This is a genomic window from Melioribacter sp. Ez-97, assembly GCF_051488665.1.
Lineage (GTDB): Bacteria > Bacteroidota > Ignavibacteria > Ignavibacteriales > Melioribacteraceae > Melioribacter.
The window spans coordinates 1-26,751 of record NZ_JBPSEG010000008.1 but is presented as its reverse complement, the minus strand read 5'-3'; the positions used below and the strand labels follow the sequence as shown (position 1 = coordinate 26,751).

At 41.1% G+C, this 26,751-nt stretch carries 24 protein-coding genes; 6 read left to right on the top strand and 18 right to left on the bottom strand.

Annotated elements, in window-relative coordinates; translation table 11 throughout:
* Positions 1–319 precede the first annotated feature (319 nt).
* From ACSSWA_RS10000 to ACSSWA_RS09990, 3 genes are read right to left on the bottom strand one after another with little or no spacing between them, the layout of a single operon-like run.
* Positions 320–1,054 (bottom strand): LytR/AlgR family response regulator transcription factor, encoded by a 735-nt coding sequence (locus ACSSWA_RS10000; RefSeq protein ID WP_437356428.1) that lies wholly within the window; start codon positions 1,052–1,054, stop codon positions 320–322.
* A gap of 5 nt (positions 1,055–1,059) precedes the next feature.
* Entirely contained in the window at positions 1,060–2,907 is a 1,848-nt protein-coding gene (locus tag ACSSWA_RS09995) for a TIGR03545 family protein (protein ID WP_437356427.1), read from the bottom strand.
* Positions 2,904–3,428 carry a TIGR03546 family protein gene (locus ACSSWA_RS09990; protein WP_437356426.1) on the bottom strand — a complete coding sequence of 175 codons (525 nt, stop codon included), beginning with the start codon at positions 3,426–3,428 and terminating at the stop codon, positions 2,904–2,906. The genes ACSSWA_RS09995 and ACSSWA_RS09990 overlap by 4 nt, the downstream gene beginning before the upstream one ends.
* Positions 3,429–3,635: 207 nt before the next feature.
* Between ACSSWA_RS09990 and ACSSWA_RS09985 the strand changes: the two genes are divergently transcribed.
* The gene (locus tag ACSSWA_RS09985) at positions 3,636–4,082 is read left to right on the top strand and encodes an Lrp/AsnC family transcriptional regulator (protein ID WP_014856076.1); all 447 of its coding nucleotides are present in this window, start codon (positions 3,636–3,638) and stop codon (positions 4,080–4,082) included.
* 10 nt (positions 4,083–4,092) lie between these two features.
* Positions 4,093–5,523, top strand: a complete 1,431-nt coding sequence (gene glnA / locus ACSSWA_RS09980; RefSeq protein ID WP_437356425.1) for a type I glutamate--ammonia ligase — start codon at positions 4,093–4,095, stop codon at positions 5,521–5,523.
* Between the two features lie 93 nt (positions 5,524–5,616).
* Here the strand turns inward: glnA and rsgA are convergent, their stop codons facing one another.
* The 11 genes from rsgA to katG form a co-directional block, all read right to left on the bottom strand.
* Positions 5,617–6,681, bottom strand: coding sequence for a ribosome small subunit-dependent GTPase A (gene rsgA / locus ACSSWA_RS09975; protein WP_437356424.1), 1,065 nt, complete (start codon positions 6,679–6,681; stop codon positions 5,617–5,619).
* An 87-nt stretch (positions 6,682–6,768) separates the two neighbouring features.
* Entirely contained in the window at positions 6,769–8,250 is a 1,482-nt protein-coding gene (locus ACSSWA_RS09970; RefSeq protein WP_437356423.1) for a serine hydrolase domain-containing protein, read from the bottom strand.
* Positions 8,251–8,359: 109 nt separating this feature from the next.
* The gene (locus ACSSWA_RS09965; RefSeq protein ID WP_437356422.1) at positions 8,360–8,914 is read right to left on the bottom strand and encodes a DUF1572 family protein; all 555 of its coding nucleotides are present in this window, start codon (positions 8,912–8,914) and stop codon (positions 8,360–8,362) included.
* A 448-nt stretch (positions 8,915–9,362) separates the two neighbouring features.
* Positions 9,363–9,713, bottom strand: coding sequence for a DUF2200 domain-containing protein (locus ACSSWA_RS09960; protein ID WP_437356421.1), 351 nt, complete (start codon positions 9,711–9,713; stop codon positions 9,363–9,365).
* A 63-nt stretch (positions 9,714–9,776) separates the two neighbouring features.
* Positions 9,777–10,478: a DUF6090 family protein gene (locus tag ACSSWA_RS09955; RefSeq protein WP_437356420.1), complete on the bottom strand. Its 702-nt coding sequence runs from the start codon at positions 10,476–10,478 to the stop codon at positions 9,777–9,779.
* Between the two features lie 215 nt (positions 10,479–10,693).
* The gene (locus tag ACSSWA_RS09950; RefSeq protein ID WP_437356419.1) at positions 10,694–11,443 is read right to left on the bottom strand and encodes a DUF6090 family protein; all 750 of its coding nucleotides are present in this window, start codon (positions 11,441–11,443) and stop codon (positions 10,694–10,696) included.
* Between the two features lie 127 nt (positions 11,444–11,570).
* Positions 11,571–12,476, bottom strand: a complete 906-nt coding sequence (locus ACSSWA_RS09945; RefSeq protein ID WP_437356418.1) for a hypothetical protein — start codon at positions 12,474–12,476, stop codon at positions 11,571–11,573.
* A gap of 485 nt (positions 12,477–12,961) precedes the next feature.
* Positions 12,962–13,309, bottom strand: a complete 348-nt coding sequence (locus ACSSWA_RS09940; protein WP_437356547.1) for an ATP-binding protein — start codon at positions 13,307–13,309, stop codon at positions 12,962–12,964.
* A gap of 197 nt (positions 13,310–13,506) precedes the next feature.
* Positions 13,507–13,845, bottom strand: a complete 339-nt coding sequence (locus tag ACSSWA_RS09935; protein WP_437356417.1) for a hypothetical protein — start codon at positions 13,843–13,845, stop codon at positions 13,507–13,509.
* 30 nt (positions 13,846–13,875) lie between these two features.
* Positions 13,876–14,094: an AlbA family DNA-binding domain-containing protein gene (locus tag ACSSWA_RS09930; protein WP_437356416.1), complete on the bottom strand. Its 219-nt coding sequence runs from the start codon at positions 14,092–14,094 to the stop codon at positions 13,876–13,878.
* Between the two features lie 374 nt (positions 14,095–14,468).
* Positions 14,469–16,661 carry a catalase/peroxidase HPI gene (gene katG / locus ACSSWA_RS09925; protein ID WP_437356415.1) on the bottom strand — a complete coding sequence of 731 codons (2,193 nt, stop codon included), beginning with the start codon at positions 16,659–16,661 and terminating at the stop codon, positions 14,469–14,471.
* A gap of 193 nt (positions 16,662–16,854) precedes the next feature.
* On the opposite strand from katG, the gene ACSSWA_RS09920 reads away from it, so the two are divergent.
* Positions 16,855–17,796 (top strand): hydrogen peroxide-inducible genes activator, encoded by a 942-nt coding sequence (locus ACSSWA_RS09920; RefSeq protein WP_437356414.1) that lies wholly within the window; start codon positions 16,855–16,857, stop codon positions 17,794–17,796.
* A 9-nt stretch (positions 17,797–17,805) separates the two neighbouring features.
* Here ACSSWA_RS09920 and ACSSWA_RS09915 read toward each other — a convergent pair whose 3' ends face one another.
* Genes ACSSWA_RS09915 through lgt form a run of 4 tightly spaced genes read right to left on the bottom strand, consistent with a single transcriptional unit; the run spans position 17,806 to position 21,604 of the window.
* Positions 17,806–19,236, bottom strand: coding sequence for an RsmB/NOP family class I SAM-dependent RNA methyltransferase (locus tag ACSSWA_RS09915; RefSeq protein WP_437356413.1), 1,431 nt, complete (start codon positions 19,234–19,236; stop codon positions 17,806–17,808).
* Position 19,237: 1 nt separating this feature from the next.
* The gene (locus tag ACSSWA_RS09910) at positions 19,238–19,663 is read right to left on the bottom strand and encodes a hypothetical protein (protein WP_437356412.1); all 426 of its coding nucleotides are present in this window, start codon (positions 19,661–19,663) and stop codon (positions 19,238–19,240) included.
* Between the two features lie 2 nt (positions 19,664–19,665).
* The gene (locus ACSSWA_RS09905) at positions 19,666–20,793 is read right to left on the bottom strand and encodes a TolB family protein (protein ID WP_437356411.1); all 1,128 of its coding nucleotides are present in this window, start codon (positions 20,791–20,793) and stop codon (positions 19,666–19,668) included.
* 10 nt (positions 20,794–20,803) lie between these two features.
* A complete protein-coding gene (gene lgt / locus ACSSWA_RS09900) occupies positions 20,804–21,604 on the bottom strand; it encodes a prolipoprotein diacylglyceryl transferase (protein WP_437356410.1) in 801 nt (266 codons plus the stop codon).
* Positions 21,605–21,710: 106 nt separating this feature from the next.
* Here lgt and ACSSWA_RS09895 point away from each other — a divergent pair, with 106 nt between their 5' ends.
* The 3 genes from ACSSWA_RS09895 to amrS form a co-directional block, all read left to right on the top strand.
* A complete protein-coding gene (locus tag ACSSWA_RS09895; protein WP_437356409.1) occupies positions 21,711–24,152 on the top strand; it encodes an AAA family ATPase in 2,442 nt (813 codons plus the stop codon).
* 79 nt (positions 24,153–24,231) lie between these two features.
* Positions 24,232–25,656 carry a pyruvate kinase gene (gene pyk / locus ACSSWA_RS09890; RefSeq protein WP_437356408.1) on the top strand — a complete coding sequence of 475 codons (1,425 nt, stop codon included), beginning with the start codon at positions 24,232–24,234 and terminating at the stop codon, positions 25,654–25,656.
* 68 nt (positions 25,657–25,724) lie between these two features.
* Positions 25,725–26,751, top strand: a 1,027-nt coding sequence (amrS, locus tag ACSSWA_RS09885; RefSeq protein ID WP_437356407.1) for an AmmeMemoRadiSam system radical SAM enzyme, incomplete at its 3' end; no start/stop codon positions are given.

Here is a 26,751-nt window from a genome sequence, read left to right as displayed (position 1 = left end):
TGTAGGGAATAACATTTAACCGGCAGGCAATAAATTTAAATCGCTCCCAAAATCTTAAAGTAGCTTAGCTTTTAGTGCATAAAAAAGTTTTAAAACAGATCATTGTCCCATAGAACATAAGAATGCCGTTGTTATCTATAGAGTCCAATTTCCACAAAAATAATTCATCTGCTTTTTATAAGTTTTACAATAAATAAATTATATGCAGCGTTCTTGTGCGCTATACTTTCTTCGGAAGCAAACAACTCTATTCTAATTTACGTTTTTTGCAAAATACGCTTATCTAACCATTTCGTGTATGGTAATCCTCCTGGGAGTGTCACTTGATAACCTTGTCTTTCAAGGCAGCCCAATAACTTTTTCCCATTCGCACGGGGCGGTCGTATCCTTCGAGGTGGAGCAGCATCGTTTGATTTGAAAATTTTTCGATTTGTTTAACATAATCGAGATTGATAATTGCGCTTCTGTGAACGCGTACGAAATTTTCCGGCAAAATTCCCTCCCAATTCGAAACGGATTTTCTTATTTCGTATGTTTTGCCTTCGCGCGTAGAAATCACCGAATAAACATTATCCGCTTCTATAATTACTATCGATTTAACAGGAACCTTAATGATTTTATTTCCCGTATCGACCAGCAGAAAATCCTCGGCATTTAATTTATTTCCGGCGGCGGATTCGAAATTGGCTTTCTTCTGAAGCTGTACTTCGACGGCTTTGGTCAACTCCGAAATTCTGAACGGTTTGGTCAGATAGTCGTCCGCTCCCATTTCCATTCCTTTCCGGAAATTTTCCCTTTCGGATTTGGCGGTTATGAATATAAATGGCGTATTCTTCAATTCTTCGATCCGGCGGACGTTTTCGAGCACCCAGTAGCCGTCGTATTCAGGCATCATTATATCGCAGAGTATAATGTCGGGTTTGACTTCTTTTATTAGATTCAAACCTTCGAGTCCGTCGTGCGATATAAACACTTCAAAGTCGCTCAGACTCAGGGCGGATTTTATATTTTCGCATAAAACTTTATCGTCTTCAACCACTACAATTTTTTTCATAGCTCTTATTTAATGAATTTATTGAGTTGTTTTTCCAGGAATCCTTTTTTCTCTTCTTCAAGCCTTCTGTTCAATTCCTTTTTCTTTTCTTCAATCAATTTATCGTAATTTTCTACTAAATCCCTGTACTTATTGATTTGTTCTTCAACCGGCGCGACTTTTTCTCTGTATATTTTTTCAAGTTCGGCTCGTTTGGCGTCCACGATTTTGTCGAACCGTTCTTTCAGCATGCTCTTCAATCTTTCCACTTCCTGTCCGATCGATTTTCTTACTCCTGCGGCAATTTCTTCGTCTAAATTTGTGCCGAGTGAAATATCGTATTTACCGGCTTCTATCCAAAATCTGAGCGTCGCATTTAATTTGTTAATATTGTTCAGTGTATTGTATACTATTCTTTCCACAATCGATTCGGGTTGTTTTTCGAAAAATAGAATCATATTCGAAAAAGTATTGTCGAGTATAAGGTTCAGGTTATTTTCATTAATAAAAATTTCCGCTTTCGCAGAAAGGAAGGCATTGTTAATTTCGGCGGGGAGAAATTTATTTGAGCCGAGTTTTATTTTTCCTACGGGTACGTCTCTCAGTTCAATTGTATACTTATCTGTTTTACGGAAATTTCTTCTTTCGATAGTTCCTGAAATTAAAACGCGGCGGTTGTTGCTCAACTCGCCTTCGAGTTTGAATGTGATAGGCTCGCCGGTCAAATTTTGATTGTCGGATACATTTTCAATTATACCTTCGCCCACAAAAATTCCGTTGCCGGGAGTCCCGCCGTTAACTTTGATTTCCTTTATCCAGAAATCGGGATATCTGCCTTCGGCGGGGAATTCGATATTCTGACCTTCGAAACGGGGCGGTTTTTCGTAGTCGGGCTCGGGTTTGTATTTTTGAACGCTTGCGTTAATCAATTCGGCATATGCAATGTAATTCATTGCGCGTTCCCGAATTTCGTTTCCGATAATTACGGGCGCAAGTTTCGGCGATTTAATGTCGGGGAGCCGGGCCATCCGTTTCAGTTTTTCAAAATCTTCCGAAGAAATTTTACGCAGCGTATCGAACGCGTTTTTGTAATACATCGCTTCTCTTTTAATTTCATCGAAACGTTCTTCATATTCGGTTTTAATTTGTTTTAACGCCTGATATCCCTTGTCCGCTTTTTCGATCGCCGCCAATATATTCTGAGCGTTATTCAAACTCTTCGGGTCGATTTTCTTAATTTCTTCGAACTGTTCAATCAATTTATTTTTGTTTCTTTCGTATTGATGTACTATATCATTCCACTGCGAGGCTGTTTCAACAACTTTATTGCCGATCGAATCGGCGTAATAATACGTCTGAAGATCAAGCAGTTTAATTAAACTGTCCGGATTAAAATTTCTCTTAATGTCGTTCAAATCGAAACGCGGAATTGTTCCCATCAACTTGTCGAAAGCTTTTCGGTAAGATTGAGTAAACGATTTTTCCGCTCTGTAGAGAGTCGATCTTTTTCTCTCATCCTCAGGCAATGCGCCGTCGGTCGTTCTTTTACTCAGAATCTTTAAGCCTTTTACGTTAATCCGTTCTATAACAATCTTTTTTCTGAGAAGTTGATTAAAGTCCACTCCGAATTCAACCTCTCCCGTTTCCAGAGCGTTTGTCCATGTATTGTACGGATTTGCAATTTGAAGACGTTTCCAGGTTATTTCGATCGGTATAAATTTTAGGCTCAAATCATCGATATCCGCCTTAGCTCCCGTTACCGATTCAATCGAAGATTCGATTGCGCTTTCGACCCATCTGTCGGCAAAGAAATAGACAACCGCGCTTACAGAGAGGATGAAAAACAGCAGGAAAAAGACAAATCCTTTTCTCATATCTGCATGTCCCTGATTTTCATATACCACTTGATAATATCGTTATTCCGGAGCGCCTCGTAAATTTTCAGTTTCCGGATTTTCGAATAGAGTTTTTTTCTGTAGAGCAGGGTTAATTTTTTCATTCCGAAATAGACCGGCAGAAACAAAATCAAAGCGGTAACAAAACTTCCCATAACAACCGTATTGTTGAAGTTAGTAAGAGGCGCCAGGGGAGCGTTATATAGATAAGTCCATATTCCTTTAAGAAAATCGACTTGCGTAAGAATTTGATATCCGAGCCAGTGAAAGAAAGGGTCGAATAGATATGCCAGCAGATTACAGAAAGTTATTGCAAGGAATGCCGCCGCAAGATTTACGTTGAGCGACAATAAAACGATCCAGAGAATCAAACCCTGCAGATTAAAAGAAGGCGACAGTCCGATGACCATACCGAGCGCAAAACCTCCCGCAATCTGCGCAGGCGTTTGACCTTCCCGGAAAATTTTAATTGTATCTTTTAACAATTTCAGCCAGAACATTCTCTCTCCGCTTCTCCCTATAAACCGCTTAATAAAAATAATGAAAACTATTAACAGTAAATAACAAAACAATTTAGGAGTTTTTTTAAAATAAGCAAAAATCCGTGGAAAAATTATGGGGATAAAAAAAAGGTTTGCATCTGAAATCTGCATGCCTTATATTTTAAGTCGTAAATTTACATTAACCTAAATAAATAAGAGAGCGTTATGTTAGACGACTTAGATATTGCCATCCTGAAAAAACTTCAGGAAAACGGCAGAACTAAAAGGAGCGAACTTGCCGAATTAATCGGCTTATCCCTTCCTTCGCTCAGCGAACGGCTCAAAAAGCTGGAAGAACACGGAATAATCGAAGGCTATTACGCCAAACTAAATCGTCATGTATTCGGTTACGACATTATGGCGTTCATCATTGTAATGATGGATTCCTCGAAGAACTACGAAAAACTTGCCGAACATGTAAAAAAGACTCCGGAGATTCTCGAATGCTACGCTGTTCTGGGCGAAGGTTCGCACATCCTGAAAGCAATTGTAAAAGACACCAAATCCCTCGAACAGCTGCTCAATAAGATTCAATCGTGGCCCGGAGTCACTCGCACGGTGACTAATTTTATTTTATCAACAATCAAAGAAACAACAAGCATAAATCTATAGGAGTAGTAATATGGGCAAAGATAAAGAATCTGCAGCTGAAAAAGTTCTTTCTTTTATAAAGAAGAACAATATTGAATTCGTCGACATGAAATTCATGGACTTTCCGGGACAATGGCAGCACTTTACGGTTCCGGTAAGCGTATTCGACGAGTCATCTTTTGAAGACGGATTTGGCTTCGACGGTTCGTCTATGAGAGGTTGGAAAAGAATCAACGAAAGCGATATGCTGATTATCCCGGATCCGAACACTATGTTTGTCGATCCGTTTATCGAAGCGCCGACAATTTCTTTAATCTGCGACGTTTACGAACCGGCGACAAAAGAAAAATACGACCGCTGCCCTCGCAATATTGCTCAAAAAGCGGAAGCGTATCTGAAGTCGACAGGACTTGCCGACACATCGTATTTCGGTCCCGAAGCCGAATTCTTCGTATTCGACGACGTGCGTTTCGATTCCGGTCCGAATTTCTCGTTTTATCAGGTCGATTCAGTCGAAGGAAGATGGAATTCCGGTCGCGAAGAAAATCCGAACCTTGGCTATAAGCCGCGTTACAAAGAAGGTTACTTCCCGGTTCCGCCGACAGACCAACTGATGGATTTAAGAAACGAAATGGTGCGGAATTTAATAAAAGTGGGCATCGACGTCGAAGCTCAACACCACGAAGTGGCAAGCGGCGGTCAGTGCGAAATCGACATGAAATTCCAGCCGTTGTTAAAATCGGCAGACCAGCTTTTAATGTTCAAATACATTATAAAAAATACAGCAAGAAAGCACGGCAAAACAGTTACGTACATGCCCAAGCCGGTTTTCGGAGACAACGGAAGCGGTATGCACGTTCACGTCAGTTTGTGGCTGAAGAACAAGCCGCTCTTTGCAGGCGGCGGTTATGCCGGACTGAGCGAAACGGCTCTCTATTTCATCGGGGGCATTTTGAAACACGCTCCTTCGCTGCTGGCATTTACAAATCCGACTACCAATTCGTACAAGCGGCTCGTTCCCGGATTCGAAGCTCCGGTCAATCTGGCATATTCGCAGCGCAACAGAAGCGCTTCGGTGAGAATACCGATGTATTCGAATTCGCCGAAAGCCAAAAGAGTCGAATTCCGCTGCCCCGACCCGTCGAGCAATCCGTATCTTGCATTCTCGGCAATATTAATGGCGGGTTTGGACGGAGTAATGAATCGCATCGATCCGGGCGACCCGCTCGACAAAGACATCTACGACATGTCGCCTGAAGAATTAAAAGACGTGCCTTCGACTCCCGAATCGCTCGGCGCAGCTTTGAAAGCCTTGGCCGACGACCACGAGTACTTACTGAAAGGCAACGTATTTACGGAAGACGTTATTAACGCATGGATAAATTACAAGATGGACAGAGAAGTAAAACCAATGGCTTTGCGTCCTCATCCGTTCGAATTCGAGCAATATTTCGACGTATAAACGAACTTCCTCCCTCATCTATTTTATCCCGGTTTATGCTTTAATGCATAGCCGGGATATTTTTTTGTCTAATACCGGGTGGGTAATTGATTTCTATTTCTTCTTCTTAATCTCTTTTTTAAAATTCTTTATCATCTTGCCGAAGTTCTTATCTTTTTGCCTTTTTTCCAGAGCTGACATTTCATAGTAATTTTTCTCTTTTTCGAGTTTCAGAAAATTTTTGTACAAAGCCTTGTCGATTTGACCCGAGTCGACAGCTTTCAATACGGCGCAGCCCGGTTCATTAGTGTGAGTACAGTCTTTGAATTTGCAGTCTGTCGAAAGTTCGTAAATAAACTCGAAAGTCTTTTCCAGTCCGGTCGACATATCGGTAATTCCCACTTCCCTCATGCCGGGATTATCGATCAACACTCCGCCTTTATCGAGAACGATTAATTCCCTGTGGGTCGTTACATGCCTGCCTTTGTTTGTGCTTTCGCTGATGAAGTCCGTCCGCATTATATCTTTGCCGGAGAGGTTGTTAATAAGAGTCGATTTGCCCGCGCCGGAGGAGCCGAGCGCGCAGCAAGTTTTTCCTTTCTCAATTAATTTTTCCAGATCGCTCAATCCCTCTCCTGTAACATTGCTTACCGTTAGAACGGGAATGTTATTAACGCGTTTTTCCACGCCGTTTTTAATCGAAGCGAGAGTAGCAGGGTCAATCAAGTCGATTTTGGTCAGAACGACTACGGGTTTAATTCCGGAAGTATAACAGAGCGTCAGATAACGTTCGATGCGGTTGACGTTAAAATCTCTGTCGACAGCCTGAATTAAAAAAGCATAATCCACGTTTGCAGCGATAATCTGAACTTCGCTTTTTTTGCCTGCAGCTTTTCTTTCCAGAATCGAATAGCGCGGCAATATTTTATGGATCAGAGCAAAGCCGTTTGAGTAAGGAGTCAACAGAACCCAGTCCCCGACTGCGGGAAAGTCCTTTCTCGATTCTGCCGTAAAACGCATATTGCCGGTAATTTCAGCTTCGTATTCGCCTTCGGCTGTAAGGACAATATACCTCTCTTTATGTTCCGCGGCAACTCTTCCCGTCTGTAAACCTTCCGGGAACGACTGACATTCGCTTTTTTCTAGAAATACGGTATAACCGATATCCGCAAGATTCATTTCTTTTAGTTTAGTTCTATGTTTGGGATCAAATAAATATAGCAAACTTAATATAATAATTAAGGCAAAAAAATCTATTCTATTTTTTCATTCTTTAATAAACGCTAACGACCCTGTATACAGAGTATCGTTTTTTATTTTGAAATCTCTGATAATTACGCCGGTATTAGTCGTAAACGACGAGTCGTCTTTCAAATAAATCTTACCTTTTAGAACTCCCCATATAAAGTTATAATGGTTCCCCGATTTTTTAATCTCAACCGAAGGCCAAGAATCGGTTTGATAAATTCCAGTGATTGCATCGTTTTTGTTGTTTGCTTGCAACAAAAGAGAATCGGGCGGATAGGATAAATTATTTTGTTTAATAAATGCTTCTTTAAATAAAGCGACTTCATTTTCAAATAGATTCTCTTCGTCCCGTTCAGACATCAGATTATAAACATAGTTCGCTATAAGATGAGGTAAAAGAAAAGCTCTGTTATCCGTAGAGAAAGCAATTATTCCAACTTTTTTCTTCGGAATAAAAGAGATATGGCAACTGATACCGGCATAACCGCCGAACCTGGTCAGCATTGTATCTCCTTCGTATTCGGCAATATCCCAGCCCAAGCTGTACCCGAAACGATTGTATGTAAAATATTTTCTGTTTTGTGATACAGACGACGAATGCAAAAGGCGCCAACTTTTTTTACTCATTAAAATTTCATCCTGTCTTATGTTAGCCGCCAGCCAAAGCGATAAATCCTTTGTCGTTGAAATTATACCTCCGGAAGCGTGCATGGTTATATCTTTTTTATAAAAGCCGGAGGAAATGATTTCATTATTCCGATATACGATAACCGAAGGTCGGATTAAATCAGCTTCGTAATCGGAAACGTTGCAACTCGTATTCTTCATTTTCAGGGGCATGAATATTTTTTCTCGCATTAATTCTTTCCAATTTTTCCCCGTGACTTTTTCGGCTATTATAGCCGCTACAATAGGACCGACATTCGAATATCGGAATTTATACGACGGATCATAAATAAAATCATTGTTAAGATCTTCCAGAATTTCCGAGTTTAAACCGCTGTAACCCAGGAAAGCAGTTTTCCATGTTAATCTTACGCTGAATATGCCGTGCGTATGATTCAAAAGATTTTTCAACGTAATATCGGCGGTATTTATTCCGTTTCCAAAATTCAATTCCGGTAAATAGTCTGCAATTGATTTATTCAAATCCAGCATTCCTTCTTCCTCGAGTATTTGCATTAAAGCGCCGGTAAAGGCTTTTGTATGCGACGCTATATAAAAAGGGGAATCAATGCTTAAATCCGAGTATTTACCTCCCATAATATTACGATTAACTACGGCATATCCTTTCAAGCCATATTCATCAACAACGGCAATCAGAAAATCACCTCTCAATCCGTATTCATTATAAACAGTTTTTATTTTGTTTTCGATTTTATAAAAGAGATCGCGCTTTTTCACGCAATCTTTATTGCCGTTATAATCTCCCGTCAAAGAATAGGAGGCAAACGAGGAGACCAATAAACATAAACAAAGAAATCCTGCCAAACGCTTCATATTAATCCTATTTTTCATACAACTTAAGACAGAAGTATCTTTCTACAAGTTACACCGGCAGGTTTAAAAAGTAAAAAAACAATAAGATCGCTCTCTTGTACTTTTCAATCTAAGACTTTTCGGAAAAATGCCCTCCGTGTTTGCCTCTGGAGAATTTATCGTTGTTGAACTCCGAAGATTTCCCCTTAGGTATGGTTAAACTTTTCCATTTATCTTCCTTAATCATCTTTGCCAGATAAACAATTTGTCCTATGTGATAAGTATAATGCGTCAACTGCCGGTTAATTGCTTCGATAACCGAATGTTCCTGATTCCGGATGTAAATTTTTGTATTAAAATTATCCTTGTTGATTGAATCAAGCGCGTTAAACAAGCAAACCCAACCTTCGTTCCACTTATTCAATAATTCCTCCCTGGTATTAATAACGGACTCGAATTCCAGGTCGCGATTGCGCCATTGCTTTTCGCCGTCAGAAGTCAGAAAATCGGTCCATCTGGATTTCATATTTCCCCATAAATGATTCACTATAATCCCGATAGAATTCGAATGCTCGTTGTATCTCCAGAACAATTCATTGTCGTCCAACTGTTCAAAGGCTTTTTCGCCTACCGATTTATAGTAGGAAAATAATTTTCTTATATCGCTTATATATTCGTTTATCATAGTTGACCTTTCGTTTCATAGAAAATAATTTTGATTAGCTTTGCTCCTTCCGGCTGAAAGAAAATAGTATATCGAATTAGCGCTTCAACTGCTGATATTTTAGAAGTAATTTGCTTAAATAATTTCTTGCGCGCCTGATTTTTTCTTTGTAATTAAAAATTTTTTCATCGATCTTGCGTAAAACATAACATTTAAGCTAAAAAGCGGAAACAATACTCAGGACTGTTATTTTGAGCCTTCCCAAAGGCTTCAATTTCAAGAGAAGATTTTTCCCTGTGTCCGTTTTGAAATTATCTAATTTATTCCTCACTAATGAAAATCAAGGGGCAATTATTAAGTATTTGTCGTTAGCAGATCCGACACAGTTCATTATTCCTTCAGAACCTCCGCAAATTTATTTTATAAAATCGTCTGTCGAATACGCGCATGTCGGATTATTACATCAATATTATTTCCTTAATATCTTTTCCATCGATTTCCCTTTTGCCAGTTCGTCGACGAGTTTGTCCATGTAACGGATTTTCCTCATCAGCGGGTCTTCTATCTCTTCTACTCTGTATCCGCAGATAACTCCGGTAATCTTAGAGGCGTTCGGATTGATTGCCGGCGCCTCGGCAAAAAACGTTTCGAAATCGACTTTTTTGTCTATCTGTTTTTGAAGACCTTTACTGTCGTATCCAGTAAGCCAGCAAATTACAGCATCCACTTCGTCTTTTGTGCGTCCTTTTTTTTCAGCCTTGCTTATGTAGTGCGGATATACGCTTGCAAACGGCATTTTGAATATCCTTGTGTTTTTCATGCGCAATCTCCTTTTTAATCGGCGCAATAAATTAAAACGAAGACTGCTATTAGTCAACCGGAATTACTCGAAATGTTTTTCCACTGACGCCACAAGCTTTTTGTTGATTTCTTTAATGTTCTCGTTATGCTCCAGCAGGTCGGACAGTATAGACAATTTTAGCATGATAATATTTCTGAACTCTCTGCTTTTCATAACTTTTAGAATCCGTTCATAATCGTCCGCCGGCGGCATGCCCCAGTCGTCCAGCATATAAATACCGACGGATTGAAAATCCATATTGTCGATTATGTAAGGCTGAATCGAATTTACGAGCTCCATTTCATGAGTTCTTTGCACGAGTTCTATTAAATCGACGGCTTTGTAATAATTTGCAATATCGTTTTTCAAATTCCGCGATGTAATAATTTTAAAATCGCCCGACCCGATTAAATTCTGATAAACCCTGTCCGTGCTGTTGTATGTGGGCATGGTAAGGAGAGACGAAAAATTGTAGTTGAGCGAATCGACCGGGATATCGGGTTTATCGAGCGACGATTGTTCGAGCAGCACAATCATCTCCGGAATCACTTCCTTAATCCATTCGATTGTGTCTTCGGATTTTTGCAGATTGCTTTTGAAATCTTCCAGCATCTCTCTCAAGTAAACCGATTCCAGTTCCCGGTTTTTAATCGATTCGCTCCAGTTATTTATTTGAAGCGCTATCAGAATTCCGGCAACCACGAGTATAATTTCTCCCGCGGCATATTTAAGGTACTTCTGCAATTTTCCTTCCGACAAAAGCTTTTGCCGTACATTCCTAAATAATTTTATCATAAAGCGGCTACTTTTTTGTAATGATATTTTCTAAACCTATTCAATGATTCGTTTACGTTAAATGAACCGGATATGTACGCAATCAGCTATCAATCGAATAATAAAGCAACAACGATGCATTACTTTATTTATATAAATATTCTTGCGCTTATAATACGGAGGAATTATTTGTCCAGCTCCCGTTGAATCATTTTTCTTATTGTATCGATCTGTTTTAACATTGTTTTGAATCCATTGATTTTTTCTTTTTCGGTAAAATTCTTCAGCGCATAAGCCGCATCGGCAATTAAAATGATATCGGCGTAATTCCGCTTTATTTTATCTGCGATGTCGTTATTTTTAATTGATCCTTTTACAGCGCGACCATTCAATATTTGATAAAAACCCATATTGCCCGCCTTCTGAAGATTAAACAAATAAACATTGTCGTTATCGGTAGCCACGGTGGTCATAATTTCCTGACCTCGTCTTAAGTTTATTAACTCAGTTCTTAAATTCCTGGGTATCAATTTAATATCTCCGGTAAGTTCGAGCGATTCGATTGTGCTCGAATTAAACGACATGTAATTAAACGTTTCAACAACCCCGCTCAAAGCCATTAATATCTGCTCTACCGTCGGATTTTCTGAAGAAACATATTCTTTATATGCATTATATGAATTAACGCTCTTTTCCAGACTGTCAATTCGAGAATTAATATTCTTAATTTCGCGGTCCAAATCGATTAGAATCTGTCGGTAGTAAATATTTCTAACACCATTCAATTTCCGGTTTTCGTTCCAGTCGTTTATCTGAAGAGCTATCAGGATGCCGATAACCACAAGTATTATTTCTCCCGCGGCGTATTTAAGATAATTTTGCAGCCTTCCGTCGAATAAAAGTTTTAGTCTTACTTTCTTGAAAAAATTAATCATAGCGGTCTGTTTTCTTCTTTTAGTTCTTTATTCAAATCCGGTTCCTTAAAGCGATTATGCCGTTCATAGTTTAAGCCGGCGCTCAGAGCATTCTTAAAACCGATTTATCTATTATTTAGATTAAATGTCAAAAAGTAATTTTGTATTCCAATGTTGCAATAAAGCTCCTCGTTAAACCATCCGGACGGGAATCTCTAACTATAAACGGGACTCCTATGTTAAACTGAATGCCGTTTCCCTCATTCAATTTATAATCCAGATAAATATTGCCGTTGAGCGTCAAACCGCGAGAACCGATAATTTCATTTTCAATTTCATATTCGTCGGTATATTTATCGTTCGCAAGATGATAGATAGGCAATATACTCGGTGTTATCGTAAGATTTTGGTATAGCGTGATCGGATAGGAAATTCTGAGCAGCAGATCCCCGCTCCGTTTGTATTTATTCGTCGTTTGAAAATTTCGCAATGCCGAATTTTCCGGATAATTCCCGGAAATAAACTCATTCCCGTTTTGGCTTAAAGGCTGTTGTATCGCTGCCGCTATCCGGACGTCGTAAATTGCATATGCCGCTCCGATTATTAAATCGAAAGTCCCTAAAGTCGGTTGATAATCCATCGGCAATGAAAGTCCGTCTAATTTTCCGTTTGCGTCGGACAACGGAATTTTAGCGCCTGCTGAAATCACGAACCTGTCCGCAGCAAAATAATTCAGATTGAGAAAAATATCCGAAAGTCCCCGACGTGAAATACCGTTTCCGTTTTGGGCTATTGCGGAAATTTTTATATCCAGTCCGTATTTATCTGTAATCCTTCGGTTATATTCCAGGTAATTACCATAGACATTTACGGAATTGTCCGCAACTCCGAAGAATCCGCCTATATTAAATTGATTGTTTATAGAATTAGCGCTCTCCTGACCATGCGGTTTTAAACCGTTTATCGTGCAGGCGCCTGCGTCGCTGCAGCCCTGCCCGGACGAATGGCTGGAGAGCCATAAAAAGAGAGCGGAAATTAAAAAAAATATTTTCATATTTACCTTTGCGTCTTATAGCTTGGTGGTTATATAACAACGTAGATTAACCAGAATAAATTCACGACCTGCGTTGATTAAACTTTTTAGTGAATTTTATTATTAATTGGAATTCACTGCGCTGACGTTATTTATTCAAGATTTTCTGCGATGTTATAGTTCAGATTTTTCGATACTTCCCGTCCTGTTCGCCCTCCAACTCCTAAGAGATTAATCCGATTTCGGTTTGATTAAATTTAGTTTTTTGTAGTGTCATAGGAAGTTTCTACTCATCTTCGTCATTAGAAAATTTTATTTGGCAATTGACAATAGCAGTTCAAAAATCCTTTCATTCCAATTCCCGGCGCCCGCTTTTAAGCGAGACGACTCGTTTTAATAATCCTTCTTACTTAAGTTTGGCAATAATCTTTTCAACCGTTCTTTGTGCAAGTCCAGGATTTTGTGATATTTCATGGGTTTTAATAAAATTATTTTGAGCAATTTCATTATATATCTTTTCCGCATTTATTCCGAATTTCTTCTGCACTTATTCCGGCCCTCTGTTTTATCCTCTGAGTACGCACGTTATAATCCGCTTCAGGTCTTTTAAATGTCACAACAAAAAAATCTGAAAAATCAAATTCTGGTTCAGAAAGTCCAGCTTCTAACATGGCATTTCTCATTCGGCTTATGCCTGACCCAACTTTTTCCACAAGAGCAACTAACTTTAAAAGACTGAAAATAAGAGGATTTCTGGTTATACTTCTCTTTCCAAAATCTTTTTCTATTAAAACAGAAACCAATCCTCCCGGATTGCTTATTTCCAATCTATCGTCAAAAATATTGATTTGTATATTAGCTCCTTTTTCATAATAATCTCTATGTGCTATAGAATTTACAACAGCTTCTCTTAACGCCTCAATCGGTATTTCTAAGACTTCTTTTCTTGGACCTGCGGAATTAATTTTATAAGAAATCCGAAGATTTCTCGTAATAAAATTTATTGCATTTTCGTAGTTTGAGAGTATATACTCCGCAAAATCCTTCCTATCTATAATAAAAGTTTATCAGTCCCCTTATACAGCACACACGTAATAATGGCTTTAGGTAAAAATTTTGTGATTTCTTTGCAAAAAAATAGCGCTCCTGCATTTTTAAATTTTTTTGTTTCTGTGAGCACCCCAATATTTTGTAATATACCTTCATCTGGAATTACTCTGCTTAAGTTTGCTTTTTTCAAAAAAATTACAAAAAGAGAGTGGTCAAAACCGTTGCTAAAGTCAAAGTCTTTATGTACTGATTCATCGAATAGTATTTTCCCTTCCTTATTAAAGAATTCTCTTATCTCGTCGGTTGAAAGTTTTTTGAGAGTTACTACCCTGACGAACAAAAAATCCAGAACTACATCGATACGGTTTATTTATGCCTTCTTCAACACTGATAATAGTACATTAGTCCATTCATCGAACGAAATTGTTACCGGCGGGTCACAATTTCTTGCCAGGTCCTGAATTTCAGATTTAATACGGTTTGTAATAGCAATACCATTTATTGTTCCCTGGTCATTTACTCCGATAAGTATTTTTTCACCTTCGCTACTGGCAAAAGCAACCATTTCTTTTGCAAGATTTTTTTGCATCAAAGCTTTCCTTAAATTCTATCTTAAATCCTTCTCCTTGTTGTAGAAGGAATTTAAATTGCTCCTCCTTCATACCCTCCACCCATTTTTTCTAAATTCTTTTTTATTTCCTTATCCGTTCTTTGCTTTCTGCCGTTTGCTTGCAAGTTCTTGAATAAATTTTCTTAACTTAACTTCATAGCTTTCAAGACCGGAAAGCCCGTATTCAACACCATCCGTATTGCTTTTCTGTTTATTCGCTGCCAGCCGGAGTTTTCGTACAAATAAACTTTTATCAATATTTAATTCTTATGAAAAATTAACAATCTAAAAAGAAAAAAGCCGCAGCAATTTGCCGCGGCTTCCGTTATTAAAGTTTTCAAAATGCAATCAACTTATTTCAAATCGAATCTGTCGAGTTCCATCACTTTCGTCCAGGCTTTGACGAAATCCCTGACGAATTTTTCTTTATTATCGTCGCATGCGTAGAATTCAGCCACGGCGCGTAATTCCGAATTATGCCCGAATATCAAATCGACGCGCGTAGCTTTCCATTTCGGCTTGCCTGTTTTTCTATCGTGTCCCTCGAATTTTGTTTTCATTTCGTCTACGGCTTTCCATTCGACTCCCATATCGAGCAGATTGACAAAGAAATCGTTCGTCAATTGACCCGGTCTTTCGGTGAATATACCGTAATCGGAATTGTCGTAGTTGGCATTCAAAGCGCGCATACCGCCGACCAATACGGTCATTTCGGGCACGGAAAGCGTCAACAATTGGGATTTGTCTACAAGTATATGCTCTGCGCATACTGCGGCATTTTCTTTTGCATAGTTACGGAACCCGTCTGCAATCGGTTCGAGTACGGCAAAAGATTCAACGTCGGTTAATTCCTGAGTTGTGTCGTTTCTGCCGGGTGTAAACGGAACTTCGATGTCAAAGCCCGCGTCCTTAGCTGCTTTTTCAACGGCGGCGCTGCCGGCAAGCACTATCAAATCCGCCAGCGATATTTTCTTGCCGTCTTTCTGAGCCGAGTTGAATTCGCTTTGTATTTTTTCGAGAACGTCCAGCGTCTTTTTCAATTCAGCGGGATTATTAACTGCCCAGTTTTTCTGCGGTTCCAATCTTATTCGCGCGCCGTTTGCTCCGCCTCTTTTATCCGAATTGCGATAGGTGAATGCCGAACCCCAGGCAACTTTAACCAATTCCGAGACCGAAAGTCCCGACGCGAGTATTTTCTTTTTCAATTCGGCAATATCGTTTTTATCGACCAGTTTATAATCGACCGCAGGAATCGGATCCTGCCAGATTAAATCTTCTTCCGGCACTTCAGGACCCAAATACCTCGTCTTCGGACCCATATCCCTGTGCAATAACTTGAACCATGCGCGAGCATAAGCATCGGCAAACAGTTCCGGATTTTCGTAGAATTTTCTCGAAATCTTTTCGTATTCGGGATCGAATCTCAAAGAAAGATCGGTAGTTAACATACCCGGACGATGTTTTTTGTTCGGGTCATGGGCATCGGGAACAGTCGGTTCCGCATTTTTTGCGACCCACTGATAGGCGCCTGCCGGACTCTTTGTAAGCTCCCATTCGTATTCAAAAAGATGTTTGAAGAAATCGTGTCCCCATTTGGTCGGTGTAGTAGTCCAGGTTAATTCCGGACCGCCCGTCAAAGTATCGGGACCTTTCCCTGATTTATATTTGTATTTCCATCCGAGTCCCTGCTCTTCGATATCGGCGGCTTCGGGTTCCGGGCCCATCAACTTCGGGTCGCCCTGACCGTGAGCTTTTCCGAAAGTGTGACCGCCTGCAATTAAAGCCACAGTTTCTTCGTCGTTCATTCCCATACGCCTGAAAGTTTCTCTAATGTCTTTGGCAGCCGCAACCGGGTCGGGTTTGCCGCCGGGTCCTTCGGGATTAACATAAATCAATCCCATCTGAACTGCTGCGAGAGGATTTTCCAGATTGCGTTCGCCTTCATAACGGGAGTCGTCGGAGAGCCATTCTTTTTCGGAGCCCCAATAAATGCTTTCGTCCGGTTCCCATGCGTCTTCTCTACCGGCTCCGAAGCCGAACGTTTTAAAGCCCATGTCCTCCATAGCAACGTTGCCCGCCAATACAAGAAGATCCGCCCACGATATTTTATTGCCGTATTTTTTCTTAATAGGCCAGAGCAGGCGGCGGGCTTTATCCAGATTAGCATTGTCGGGCCAGCTGTTCAAAGGCGCGAAACGTTGGAAGCCTCCGTTGGCTCCGCCCCTTCCGTCGCCAATGCGGTAAGTTCCGGCAGCATGCCACGACATTCTGATAAACAACGGACCGTAATGACCGAAATCCGCAGGCCACCAGTCCTGCGACTGTTTCATTAAATCTTTCAGGTCCTTCTTGAGAGCTTCGTAATCGAGACTCTTGAATGCTTCTTTGTAATTGAAATCTTTGTCCTGCGGATTGGATAGTTCCGAATGCTGTCTCAAAATATTCAGACGCAAACGGTTAGGCCACCAATCCTGATTCGTGGTTCCTTTAGCTCCGCCTCCGTGCGGAAAGGGACACCTTGCTCCTTCGTTTGGATTGTTACTCATATTTGTCCTCGCTTTTTTTGTTTAATATTTCAGTTGGTTTCTTCAATTGTTTTTATAATCGGGATGATTTTTGCCCGTTTATAAATATAGTAAATTTTATTTCAATTAAACACAATCATAAAATCGCATAATTATTCCTATAAATCAAATCAATAATTCTTATATTCGCATAGATAAATTTTATATACAAGCCATGACATTAATACAGCTCGAATATTTGATAGCGGTCGAAAAATACGGCAGCTTTTCGGAAGCCGCTCAAAACTGTTACGTAACGCAGCCGACTCTCAGCATGCAAATCCAAAAGCTCGAAGAAGAACTCGGCGTAATTATTTTCAAACGCGACAAACACCCGATAACTCCGACCGAAATCGGAAAAAAAATAATTGACCAGGCAAAACAAATTTTGAAAGAAAGGGATAAGATAAACATCTTGCTGCAAGTCGAGAAAGGCGTATTTTCCGGAACGCTCAAAGTAGCGATAATTCCCACTGTTTCGTCGTATCTGCTGCCGATGTTCTTGAGTAATTTTATCAAAAATTATCCGGAAGTAGAACTGGTAATCGACGAAGTTACAACTGACGAAATTATTAACGGCATCAACAAGGGGGATTTCGACATCGGTATTATAGCGCTCCGATCTTCAAACGGAAATCTAATAACCGAAACGCTCTACTACGAGCCGTTCGTTGCTTTTCTGCCTCCGGAACATAAACTGATTAAGAAAAACAAACTTAATCAAAACGACCTGAGCGTAAGCGATTTCCTCCTTTTAAAAGAAGGACATTGCCTGAGGGAACAAACGCTTTCGGTTTGTAAAACGGACGATAGCGACTGGGTTTCGAAAGGATCTAAAGTGGTTTTCGAAAGCGGCAATCTCGACACTTTGATCAAATTGGTCGAACAGAACTTCGGTATGACTTTACTGCCCTTTCTTTCTTTACAGTATATAAAAGACAGAAAAAAATTAAAACAGATAAAAGAGTTCGTCAAGCCCGTACCCAAAAGAGAAATCGGATTCGTTTATTCAAACACATTTATTAAAAAACACCTCCTCGACGCGCTCAAAGAAGAAATACTGAACGTCATTCCGTCAGAATTGAAAAAGAACAAAGACGGTCTTATAATCCGGTGAGCGCCAAAATCAAGGTATAACGATTTCCTGCGTTCTGAAGGCTCTCGGGAATTGACTTTTCAAACCTTCGGAAGAAGCGACCGCCGCGCCGAGTATTTTATCTTCATAAAAAACTAATTTTTGCCCTTTTGAATCGAAGGGTCTTTTTATGACGCCGCCTCTGAAATAGCTTTCCAGTTCGGTTTTATTTTTAAGTTCCGCTCTGTTTTTCGCAGCGTATCTACCGAAGATTTGAGCGGCAAGCATGTGAAGTTGAACTTTGTTTTTTTTGTCGACTGCGCCGAACTTCGAACCGATGCGATTGAACAATCCCGTGTGGATCGAATCCCAATTGACATCGACGAAATAGATGTCTTTACTCCTTTGTATATAACGATAGTTATAGAATACCGATTTGTCGATACCGTAATAATCCGATATTTCGGACAAGTAATTTTTAATATCGCGCGAATCTGCGTTCAATAATTTAATGTCGTTTTTGAGGCGCGACTTGTCGGCGTTTCTTTTATCGGTTTTATCGGTCTTAACCAGTTTTGCGACAAAAAATCCTTCCGAGCCGGCTTCCCACGGAACAATTCTTTTTGCTTTCGATATACCGGCATTCAATTTAACTCCGTTGATTTCGGTAAATGCGTCCCTGCTTTCGACCGGCAATTCGACATCGACCAATTCAACGGGATATTTTTCGAGTATTTTATTCAGAACAAATTCGTTTTCTTCCAGAGTGAGAGTGCAGGTGGAATAGACCAGTTCGCCCCCGACCTTTAACATACGAATTCCGCTTACGAGCAATTTGTACTGAATTTCGGCGATGCCGTTAACTTTGTTCGCGTTCCACCAGTTGCTTACCTCGCCCTTTTTTTGAACAATTCCGAGAGCGCTGCAGGGCGCGTCGACTAATATCCTGTCGAAATATTCGTCGAAAAAGCCGCTCAGCAGTTCTCCTTTTTTGTTTAATACGCCGGCGTTGACAACGTTCATTTTATCGATATTATACATCAATACTCGCAGACGGTCGAGCGATATGTCGTTGGAAACCAGAGTTCCCCGGTTGCCCATCAATTCCGAAAGTTGCGTTGTTTTAGAACCGGGCGCGGCGCATAGATCGAGCGTTTTATGATTTGCATCCGGATTCAGAACTAGCGCCGGCAGCATTGACGAAAGGCTTTGAATATAATATGCGCCGAGGATGTAATCGATTGTTTTACCTACGATATCTTTCCCCCTGATTACTTCAAAAGCGTTTGCAATTCCTTCAACGCTCCGGAGTTCGATTCCGTAACGGGCTAACGATTCGAACAATTTTTGTTTGTCGCTGCGAGGCGAAATACGGATATAAGTCTTAGGTTCGGAATTATAGAATTCGACGAAACGACTCAGATATTCGTCGCCGAAATTCTCCCGAAGATATCCGGTTATGTTCTTTCCTAATTCTATCAAATCAAAGCCTGATTAGATTGAGCGAGTTGAATATTCTGTTTGTAACGGCTGCGTGATTTTTGGATTCGGGAAATTCCTTTTTGTAATCCCGTTCGATTTCCCGGAGAAGACTATCGAGATAGGCTTCGTACTGTTTTACTGCGAGTTCAATTTCATCGGTATTTTTCGGTATTACGATAGTATTCGGTTTTTTCGAATTGGCATAGATTATATATTTTGCCTTGTATACGTTGTCGGTATGAAAATGGACGTTGCCTTTTTCGTCTACGAGTTCGAATGTATCGAAAAGAGGCGGAGCCATCAATAAATTGCAGCGAGGCATTTCGAGCAATTCCGTATCGACTTCCGTTATAAAATCGATCGGGAAATAACGCATCGATTGTTTCAACTGCTCGATTCGTACGGCAATAAATTCTTTTTCGTTCATATTTATTTTACCGCTTTGAAGCCTGTGTCGCGTTCATCCGGATTTTCGACCCAGTCGGCTATAAAAACATTAGTGTCCCTCGACGGTTTCCTGTCGGCGTTTCTGTTGGAACAAAAGACGAATTTTTTTCCGTCGAAGGAAAACATCGGGAATGCGTCGAACGTTCCGGAATTTGTAATTTTTTCAAGTCCCGTTCCGTCTATGTTAATCATAAAGATGTCGAACACTCTGCCGCCTTTGTCGAGTGAATGATGATTCGAAGAAAATAAAATCTTTTTTCCGTCGGGATGAAAAAACGGAGCCCAGTTGGCGCCAGGCAGTTCTGTTACCTGCCGAACGTTATTACCGTCGATATCCGATATGTAGATATTGAGGGCTTTCGGCTCAACGTAACCTTCTTTCAAAAGCTGCTTGTAAACCTCAGCTTCTTCGCCTTTCGGACGGCTTGCGCGCCAGACAATCGATCTGGAGTCCGGCGAAAAGAATGCTCCGCCGTCGTAACCGAGCCGGTCGGTAAGTTGAAGCAGCTCGCCGGTTTCGATTTCGTAACGCCACAATTCCAGATCGCCCGAGCGAGTGGAAGTAAAGACAACATATTTCCCGTCTGGCGAAACGGTTGCCTCGGCGTCATAACCTTTTCCTCCTATCAGTAACTTTGTGTCGCTGCCGTCGGGACCCGCAACGTAAATATCATATGTATCGTAAATCAGCCAGACGTATCTGCCCGCGGCAAACATTTTCGATTCCGGACAAAGCGTGTCTGCTGCGTGCGTCGAGGCATAAATTATTCTGCCGTCTTTAAGAAAATAGCTGCACGTCGTTCTTCCTTTTCCCGTAGAAATCAATTTATATCTTTCACCGTCTTTATAAGCGCTGCCGTCGGCTTTTATTTTGAAAATCTGGTCGCAGCCCTGCGAATTGATTTTTTCCCAGTCGCTTTGAAATACGAGTTCTTTATTATCGAAGCTCCAGTAAGCTTCGGCGTTGTTGCCCCCGAAAGTCAATTGGCGAATGTTTCTGAGATGATATTCGCCTTCGAAACGGAGCGTGTCCGCGGAAGGATCATATTCCTGTGCGGTAATCAACGAAGCGATTAACAGCAGATTTATTAAGACAAATATTTTTTTCATTTTATTCCTTTCAGGAATTGCGTCGGTTAATTTTGATGGATTTGGAGTTCTTTCTTGTAAGAAAATAAATTCCCGCAATAATTAACGGAATGCTCAAAATTTGCCCCATATTGAGTACCATTCCTTCTTCGAAATAAGTCTGATTTTCTTTAACGAATTCGACGAAGAACCGGAACGTAAAAACAAGAATCAAAAAATACCCGAAGAGAAGACCTTCTTTGAAATTTCCGTTTTTCTTTTTGTAATAAGTAAAAAGAAAAACAAACACGAGAAAATAAGCAATCGATTCGTACAATTGAGCGGGATGTCGGGGCAAACTGTCGACATGCGTAAAAACAAATCCCCAGTCGCCGCCCGTTGGCACTCCGATAATTTCGGAATTGAAAAGATTGCCCAGTCTGATGAACGAGCCGCCCAAAGCAACGGTAATAACGAGTCTGTCCATCAACCAGAGAAACGAATAGTTTCCGTACTTTCTTGTAAACAAATAAATAGCCGTAAGAATGCCGATAGCCGCGCCGTGACTTGCGAGTCCTCCTTTCCAGACCTGCAAAATTTCGAGCGGATTGGAGAGATAATAAGAAGGATTATAAAACAGGCAATGACCGAGACGAGCTCCGATAACAGTGCCGAGAATCATATACCAGAGCAAATCATTAAGGTCGTTTTCGTTTTTGCCTTCCTTACGGAAGATATGCGACATTATCTGAAATCCGATAATGAACCCGAGCGCAAACAACAGTCCGTACCATCGTATCGAGAAGGGTCCGAGTTTGAATATTTCAGGATTGACGTCCCAGTAAATCAACATTGCCTCAAATTGTTCACCTAAAATTTAATAAAATTAAGAATAGAAGCCTAACTTAAATCTTTTTTGTTTATTTTAAACTATCCGTTAAATTCGTACAGGATTTATTATGCCTCTTAAAAAAGCCCCTCGTCACAAAGAACTTTCCCCTTCGGAACTCAAATGGACATGCGATACTTCCGTTTTCGAATTCGAAAACACGGAAAGCCTGAAACCGATCGAAGGCATTGTGGGACAGGAACGGGCGTTGAAAGCTCTGAAAATCGGCGTTGAACTCCGCAGTCCCGGTTACAATGTATTCGTAACAGGACTTTCCGGCACAGGAAAACTTACTACAATAAAAAAAATGCTCGAGTCGATTGCACCGTCAGGCAACGGAGATCTCTACGATTATGCGTATGTAAATAATTTCAAAGACGTCGACAGACCGATATTGCTCAAATTCCGCGCCGGTCAGGCTAAAAAATTCCGAAAAGATTTGAGAAGGTCGATTCGATTTCTGCAGGAGAGGATTCCCCAGGTATTGAATTCCGATCCGTTCGTCAGCCGCAAAAAGCAGCTCCTTTCCGAATACGGCAAAAAGCAGCGTTCTATTATGACCGGATTCGAAGAAAAATTGAGAAAAGATAATTTCACGCTCGGCGAAGTTAAGTCGGGCGAAATGGTACGCCCGGAAATTCTCGCTTTAATAGACGGCAACCCGGTATTCGTCCAGCAGATACAGGAATTCGTCCGGGAAGGCAAAATCTCTTCCGAAAAAGCAAATGAAATCATAAGCAAATATTCTTCTTATCAGGAAGAACTCCAGCAGGTTTTCGTAGAAAGCCTTAAACTTACTCAATCGTATCAGGAAAAAATTAATCAACTAGAGACAGAGTCGGTCGCGTCGATAGTTAAGGTTACGATCGATGATTTGAAGAAGAAATATAAAGACAGAAAGATTAAACACTATCTGGAACAGGTGACGGAAAACATACTTTTGAATGTCGAAATTTTCAAAGGGCAAAAGCCCGTTGAGGAAGAATCCGAAGACGGGATGGTTATCGATTACCTCAAAGAATACGAAGTCAATATTATCCTCGATAATTCGACTACAAAAACAGCGCCCGTTATAATCGAAACGACGCCGACGTATACTAATTTGTTCGGCACAATCGAAAAGATTAACGACGGACGAGGCGGATGGTATGCCGATTTTACGCGTATCAAAGCCGGATCGATCCTGAGGGCTAACGGCGGATTTCTCGTTATAAATGCGCTCGACGCTCTCGGCGAGCCCGGTGTTTGGAAAGCTCTAAAAAGAACCCTGCTCTACGGCAAACTCGAGATTCAAGACTTCGCTAACGTCTATCAATTCTCGCCGTCCATACTTAAACCCGAGCCGATTGAGATCGACACAAAAATAATTCTAATCGGCAACAATTACGTCTACTCTTCCCTGTCGTATTACGAAGACGACTTCAATAAAATTTTCAAGATAAAAGCCGAATTCGACAACGTAATGAAGCGTTCCGAAAACGCGTTGAACGAATACGCCAGACTGATTAAAAAATTAATCGAAACCGAAAAGCTTTATGAATTCGATAAAACAGCGATTGCGCGGCTTATCGAATACGGAGCGCGTTACGCCGGCGAGAAGAACAAACTGACGACCCGATTTGCATACATCGCCGACCTCGTACGCGAAGCCGACTTCTGGGCAAAAGACAACGGCAGCAAAATAGTAAACGCTTATCACGTCGACCAGGCTTATAATTCTTACAGAGAGCGCCACGGATTGTACGAATCGAAAATTTCCGAGTATATTGAAGAAGGCGCAATCTTAATCGATACCGAAGGGTCGCGTGTCGGAACCGTAAACGGACTCGCAGTCTACGACGTCGGAGCCTATTCATTCGGCAAGCCCACAAGAATAACCGCTTCGGTATCTCTGGGCAACGGCAGCATAATTAATGTGGAAAGAGAAGCGGGGTTGAGCGGCAAAACACACAACAAAGCAGTACTGATTATTTCCGGTTATTTCAGGGAAAAGTTCGGACGAAACATGAACCTTTCCTTCAGCGCAAGTCTTGTATTTGAACAGGGCTACAGTATGATAGACGGCGACAGCGCGTCGATAGCCGAAATCTGCGCTCTGCTTTCGGCTATTTCCGGCGTTCCCGTCAAGCAATCGACGGCGATTACAGGATCGGTCAATCAAAAAGGCGAAGTTCAGCCGATCGGCGGAGTCAACGAAAAAATCGAAGGATTTTTCGACGTCTGTAAAAAACGCGGGCTCAACGGCTCTCAAGGAGTAGTAATTCCGCACCAGAACGTAAAAGATCTGATGCTAAAAGACGAAGTCGTAAATGCTGTCAAAGAAAAACGGTTTCACATATATCCCGTAAAAACCGTCGAAGAAGCGGTAGAAATCCTGACGGGAGTAAAAGCCGGCAGCGCGCTTAAAAGCGGAAAGCACGAACTCAACACGCTTTTCAACAAAGTTGAAAAAGAACTCGAATCGATGTTAAAGAAGTCTAAGCAGGAAAGCAGGAAAAAGCTAAAAAAATAATGTTTTTCCGTCTTTCGTTTTAATTTCTTTCCGTTAATTGTATTATTTTTGCCGTAATCAAAAATAATCTTTTGACTAAATGAAACCGCTATTTGCCAAGACAAAAATACTAGCCACGCTCGGACCGGCTTCCGATTCCAAAGAACGGCTCGAAGAATTGATCGACGCGGGAACCGACGGTATTCGTCTGAACTTTTCGCACGGAAACAAAGAATACTTCACGCGTCTGTTCAATTTAATTCACGGCATTTGCGTCGAAAAATCCCTCCCAATTCCGATTTTAGTCGACTTACAGGGACCCAAAATTAGAATCGGAGAACTTGCCGAGCCCGAAATTGAAATTAAAACCGGCGCCAAAATCGAAATAACTACAGACGACATTCCCGGCACAAAAGAAATAATCTCCACCAGTTATAAAGACTTGATCAAGGACGCAAAAAAGGACGAGTCAATATTAATCGACGACGGACTGATAAAACTCAGAGTTACGGAAAAGAAGAAGAATAAACTTGTTTGCGAAATCCTCGAAGGAGGTATATTAAAGCCCCGTAAAGGAATGAACCTGCCGGGCATGAAACTGAGCACTCCTTCGGTAACCAAAAAGGACTATGAAAATCTCGAATTTGCTTTACGCTACCGGGTAGATTTTATCGCTCTTTCATTCGTGCGCCGGGCGGAAGATATAAGAGGTTTGCGCAAATGGTTAAACGAAAAAGGCTATAAAATTCCGTTGATTGCAAAAATCGAAAAACAGGAAGCGGTCGACAATTTCGAAGAAATCCTGAAAGAGTCCGACGGCATTATGGTTGCGAGGGGAGATCTCGGCGTCGAACTGGGACCGCATCTCGTACCCGTAATTCAGAAGAAGATTATCAGAAGATGCAACGAAGCCGGAAAGCTCGTTATTACCGCCACTCAAATGCTCGAATCGATGATTAATAATCCCGTTCCCACACGAGCCGAAGCTTCCGACATTGCAAATGCGGTTTGGGACGGCACGGACGTAGTAATGCTCAGCGGCGAGACCTCGGTTGGCAAATTTCCCGTCGAAGCCGTTAAAATTATGAACGAAATTCTTCTGACTACCGAAGCCGACCCGGGCATGAGGAAAAAAACCAAATACGAAAAACCGGAAAACATTTTCGAAAATATGGTCGACGCAACCGGAGCAGGCATTACGCAAATTTCGGATCAACTGAACGCCTCCGCAATTGTAATTTTTACCCATTTCGGTTCGAAAGCAAATATCATTTCCAAATTCAGACCGAACGCCTCGATTTTTGCAATTTCGGACAAGTTCGAAACTTTGAACACATTGAATCTCCACTGGGGAATTAAACCTTTTTATCTTTCGCATATCAGCGACGAGGATTCCGCAATCAGGGAATCGATGAAGCTGCTTAAAGAAAAAAACTTGATTAAAGACGGCGATGTGGTTATTTTTGCCGCAGGTCAACCGTTATCCGACGGTAGACGCAGTTGGCTCCGTTATTCAATAGTATAATTTTTATTAAAAATATTACCAGCCGAATTAAGCTCTTTTAAAAAGAGAAGGGGTAAAGTAGATTAAAAATGGATAGAGCGGCTGGCATAAAATACAAACCCGCCAGATGGTGGTCGTTAAACGATAAGGGCAAAATCCTCTGTACACTCTGTCCGCGTTATTGCACAATCGGAAACAATCAAGCCGGCTTTTGCTACATCCGCCAAAATATCGAGGGCAAACTTTATACGCTCGGATACGGACATCCGACCGGATTTGCCATCGATCCGATAGAAAAGAAACCTCTGTTTCATTTTATGCCCGGCAGTAAAATTCTCAGTTTCGGCACAGCCGGCTGCAATCTCGGTTGCAAATTTTGTCAAAACTGGTCGATAAGCAAAGCAAAACTCGACGCAATCAATTCCGTTGAAGCTTCTCCCGAAGACGTGGTAAATATCGCGTTGAAATACAAAACGCCTTCGATAGCGTTCACATATAACGACCCGGTAATTTTCGGCGAGTATGTAATCGATATTTCGAGACTTGCGCGCGAACGGAACATTAAAACGGTTATGGTGACGGCGGGATATATCGACAAGGAAGCCCGCAAGGAAGTTTTTCAATACATCGACGCGGCAAATGTGGATTTGAAAGCTTTTACGGAAGAATTTTATCATAAACTTACATTCTCGCATCTTCAACCCGTGCTCGACACGCTGCAATGGCTTCACAACGAAACAGACGTCTGGTTCGAAATTACGACGCTTTTGATTCCGGGCGAAAACGACTCCGAAGACGAGATTAAAAGAATGTGCGAGTGGATATTAAAAAATCTGAGCGACCGCGTGCCGCTTCATTTTACGGCTTTCCATCCGGATTTCAAAATGAGAAACAAGCCTCCGACTCCGCCTTCGACGCTCGTTCATGCCCGTAATATCGCGCTTAATATGGGAATAAAGTATTGTTACACGGGCAACGTTCACAACATCGAAGGACAAACGACTTACTGTCCCGAATGCGGAAATGCGGTTATTAAAAGGGATTGGCACTCAATTCTTGAAATTTCACTTACGGAGGGACGTTGTAACTACTGTTCAACAAAAATCGACGGAAGAT

Coding starts and splice junctions, on each gene's coding strand:
- ACSSWA_RS10000 (WP_437356428.1), bottom strand. CDS start 1,054: ATGAAAAAAATTGTAGTGGTTGAAGACGATAAAGTTTTATGCGAAAAT.
- ACSSWA_RS09995 (WP_437356427.1), bottom strand. CDS start 2,907: ATGAGAAAAGGATTTGTCTTTTTCCTGCTGTTTTTCATCCTCTCTGTA.
- ACSSWA_RS09990 (WP_437356426.1), bottom strand. CDS start 3,428: ATGTTCTGGCTGAAATTGTTAAAAGATACAATTAAAATTTTCCGGGAA.
- ACSSWA_RS09985 (WP_014856076.1), top strand. CDS start 3,636: ATGTTAGACGACTTAGATATTGCCATCCTGAAAAAACTTCAGGAAAAC.
- glnA (WP_437356425.1), top strand. CDS start 4,093: ATGGGCAAAGATAAAGAATCTGCAGCTGAAAAAGTTCTTTCTTTTATA.
- rsgA (WP_437356424.1), bottom strand. CDS start 6,681: ATGAATCTTGCGGATATCGGTTATACCGTATTTCTAGAAAAAAGCGAA.
- ACSSWA_RS09970 (WP_437356423.1), bottom strand. CDS start 8,250: ATGAAGCGTTTGGCAGGATTTCTTTGTTTATGTTTATTGGTCTCCTCG.
- ACSSWA_RS09965 (WP_437356422.1), bottom strand. CDS start 8,914: ATGATAAACGAATATATAAGCGATATAAGAAAATTATTTTCCTACTAT.
- ACSSWA_RS09960 (WP_437356421.1), bottom strand. CDS start 9,713: ATGAAAAACACAAGGATATTCAAAATGCCGTTTGCAAGCGTATATCCG.
- ACSSWA_RS09950 (WP_437356419.1), bottom strand. CDS start 11,443: ATGATTAATTTTTTCAAGAAAGTAAGACTAAAACTTTTATTCGACGGA.
- ACSSWA_RS09945 (WP_437356418.1), bottom strand. CDS start 12,476: ATGAAAATATTTTTTTTAATTTCCGCTCTCTTTTTATGGCTCTCCAGC.
- ACSSWA_RS09930 (WP_437356416.1), bottom strand. CDS start 14,094: ATGCAAAAAAATCTTGCAAAAGAAATGGTTGCTTTTGCCAGTAGCGAA.
- katG (WP_437356415.1), bottom strand. CDS start 16,661: ATGAGTAACAATCCAAACGAAGGAGCAAGGTGTCCCTTTCCGCACGGA.
- ACSSWA_RS09920 (WP_437356414.1), top strand. CDS start 16,855: ATGACATTAATACAGCTCGAATATTTGATAGCGGTCGAAAAATACGGC.
- ACSSWA_RS09910 (WP_437356412.1), bottom strand. CDS start 19,663: ATGAACGAAAAAGAATTTATTGCCGTACGAATCGAGCAGTTGAAACAA.
- ACSSWA_RS09905 (WP_437356411.1), bottom strand. CDS start 20,793: ATGAAAAAAATATTTGTCTTAATAAATCTGCTGTTAATCGCTTCGTTG.
- lgt (WP_437356410.1), bottom strand. CDS start 21,604: ATGTTGATTTACTGGGACGTCAATCCTGAAATATTCAAACTCGGACCC.
- ACSSWA_RS09895 (WP_437356409.1), top strand. CDS start 21,711: ATGCCTCTTAAAAAAGCCCCTCGTCACAAAGAACTTTCCCCTTCGGAA.
- pyk (WP_437356408.1), top strand. CDS start 24,232: ATGAAACCGCTATTTGCCAAGACAAAAATACTAGCCACGCTCGGACCG.